This window comes from Streptomyces javensis, from assembly GCF_039525925.1.
Classification (GTDB): Bacteria; Actinomycetota; Actinomycetes; order Streptomycetales; family Streptomycetaceae; genus Streptomyces; species Streptomyces asiaticus.
Window position 1 is genome coordinate 1 of record NZ_BAAAIF010000207.1, and the last position, 3,265, is coordinate 3,265.

Annotated in this window: 1 protein-coding gene; it reads right to left on the reverse strand. The window is 69.7% G+C overall.

The window, feature by feature from the left end; all coding sequences use genetic code 11:
* On the reverse strand, nt 1-3,265 hold a 3,265-nt coding region (locus ABD329_RS47565; protein WP_344318240.1), incomplete at both ends, for an SDR family NAD(P)-dependent oxidoreductase.

A 3,265-nucleotide genomic window follows, 5' to 3' on the forward strand; every position in this document is an offset into this window, starting at 1 on the left:
TTCGACGCACCATCCTGATTCACCGCACTACCCCGCACCACCGCCAACACCCGATGCCCAAGCCGCTCCGCATCCGACAACCGCTCCACCACCAGCATCCCCACACCCTCGGAGAAACCGGTGCCATCAGCCGCCCCCGCGAACGCCTTGCACCGACCATCGGCGGCCAGGCCGCGCTGACGGGAGAACTCCACGAACAGACCCGGTGTCGCCATCACCGTGACACCGCCCGCGAGCGCCAACGAGCACTCACCCGACCGCAACGCCTGCACCGCCAGATGCAACGCCACCAACGACGAGGAACACGCCGTATCCACCGTCAGCGCCGGACCCTCAAGTCCCAGGACGTAGGCGATCCGGCCGGACATCACCGATGCCGAATTGCCCGTTCCGACATGGCCCTCGAACTCCTGCGGCTGATCTCCGCCCAAAAGGCTGACGTAGTCCTGACCATTGGTGCCGGCGAACACCCCGGTCTCGCTGCCCCGCAGCGACCGAGGATCGATCCCCGCCCGCTCGAACGCCTCCCATGACGCCTCCAGCAGCAGCCGCTGCTGCGGGTCCATCGCCACCGCTTCACGTGGCGAGATGCCGAAGAAGTCGGCGTCGAACGCGGTCGCGTCATGGAGGAAGCCGCCTGTCCGGGTGTACGAGGTACCCGGGTGGCCGGGGTCGCTGTGGAAGAGCCCGGCCAGGTCCCAGCCACGGTCCCCGGGGAACGCCGACATCACGTCCCCGCCCTCGGCGAGGAAGTCCCACAGGTCCTCCGGTGAGCTCACCCCGCCGGGGAAGCGGCAGCTCATGCCCACGATCACGATCGGATCGTCGTCCACGAGGGAGCCGCTCGGCTCGGCACGAAGGGGCTCCCCGACCGCTCCCAGCAGCTCCGACCGCGCGTACTCCGCCAGGGCCAGCGGGGTCGGGTAGTCGAATACGGCAGTGGCCGGAAGCCGCAGACCGGTCGCGGCACCCAGCCGGTTGCGGAACTCGACCGCTGTCACGGAGTCGAAGCCGAGTTCCTGGAAGGCGCGGTGGGACGACACGGCTTCTGGGTCGGTGTGCCCGAGCACCACCGCGACGTTGCGACGCACCAAATCGAGCAGCAGCCGCCGCTGTTCGGCCCCGCCGAGTCCTGCCAGGCGCCCGCTGAGCCCGGATCGGTCCAGGTCCGTCTCCTCGACGACCGAAGCGGCCCCCGCGTCGATGAGTCGCCGTACCTCTGGCAGGTCGGCGAGCAGGGGGCTGGGTCGCGTCGCGGTGAAGGCGGCGTAATGGCGTTCCCATTCGATGTCGGCAACCGTGACCACCGCGTCGCCCTGTTCGACCGCCGTACGCAGAGCGGCCACCGCCAGCTCCGGCGACAGTGCGGGAACACCATGCCGCCGGGCCACCTCGCCAGCCTCGCCCTCTCCCATCCCGCCACCGGCCCACAGGCCCCAGGCCACCGATGTCGCCACCAGGCCCTGGGCCCTGCGGTACTCGGCCAGCGCGTCGAGGAAGGCGTTGCCCGGTGCGTAGTTGCCCTGCCCCGGTGTGCCGACCGTCCCGGACAAGGAGGAGAAGAGCACGAACGCGGACAGTTCCATCTCGCGGGTCAACTCATGCAGATGCGTCGCGCCGTCGACCTTGACGCGGAGCACGCGGTGCAGTTGCTCGGTGGTCAGGGATTCGACCGTCGCGTCGTCCAGCAGGGCGGCCGTGTGCACAACAGCCGTCAGCGGGCCGACATCCGCCACCAGCTCGGCCAGCTGGGCACGCTCGGCCACGTCGCACACAGCCACGGTCACCGCCGCTCCGGCCGCTTCCAGGTCCGCCACGAGCGCGGATGCCCCGGGCGCGGCCATACCGCGCCGACTGGTCAGCACGAGGTGCTCCGCGCCCTGATGCGCCAGCCACCGCGCGATATGACCGCCCAGCGCTCCGGTGCCTCCGGTGACCAGTACGGTCCCGCTCGGCTGCCAGGACGGCAGGTCGGTACGCAACGCGGGGGCGTGGACGAGCCGACGCCCGAAGGCCCCCACCGGCCGGATCGCGACCTGGTCCTCGCCCGGAACGCCTGACAAGACCCTCGCCAGCTGTTCCCGCGCCCTCGTGCTCACCTCGGTCGGTAGGTCGATGAGACCACCCCAGCGCAGGGGCTGCTCGAGTGCGATCACTCGGCCGACGCCCCATACCAGTGCCTGCGCCGATGCGGACGCGAGGAGGGTGTCAGCGGGCCTGGTGGACACGGCGCGTTGGGTCAAACTCCACAGCGGGACATCCACCCCCGTGTCGCCCAACGCCTGAGTCAGCAGCACCGTCATCGCGAACCCGATGGGCACGGAGGCGTAGTCCGGGTGCGGCCGCTGGTCCAGGGCGACCAACGACACCACGCCGCTGATGCCCGACGCGCTCGTCGTGCTGCTCGCCCCGGTCACACTCGTCAGCCGGTCGGCCAGCACGGCACGATCCAGGTGTCGCTCGTCCACCAGGCACACCACTGGCTCGGCCCCGTGCTCGGCGAACGTCTCGCTTACGCCGGAGACCCACTCATGGTCGGCGTCGGCCTCGGAAACCACGACCAGCCAAGTGCCTGACAACGTCGTGGGTCGGTCATCGACGAGCGGCTTCCAGTTGACCTGGTACCGGACGGCCTCCAGTGCGGACCATTCGTGCCGCCGACGGCGCCAGGCCGACAGGGCGGGCAGCAAATCGCCCAGTGAGGCGTCGTCGATCTGAAGAGTGGTTGCCAGTGATGCGGCGTCTTCGCGCTCGACGGCCGCCCAGAACTCGCCGTCCGCAGTAGTGTCATAAGCGTCCCGGACCACGTCCGGGGCGATGGGCTCGACCCAAAAACGCTCCCGCTGGAAGGGGTAGGTCGGCAAGTCGACATGCCGGGCGCCGGTCCCTTCGAATGCCTGCCGCCAGTCGGTCGCCACCCCTCGTACGAACAGCTCGGCCAGCGCGGTGAGGAAGCGAGCGGGACCGCCGTCGTCGCGGCGCAGTGACCCGCTTACGACGATGTCGGTGGCGGTGGCGTCGGCGGTGTCCTGGATGCCGACGGTCAGCACCGGATGCGGACTGGCCTCGACAAACACCGTATGGCCAAGCTCCAGCAATCCCTCGATCGCGGACTGGAACTCCACCGTCTCACGCAGATTCCGGAACCAGTACTCCGCATCCAACTCAACGGTGTCCATCAGCCGACCGGTCACCGTCGAATAGAACGGCACCTCACCCGTACGCGGCCGGACCGGAGCCAACGCCTCCGCCAGCCCCTCCCGCA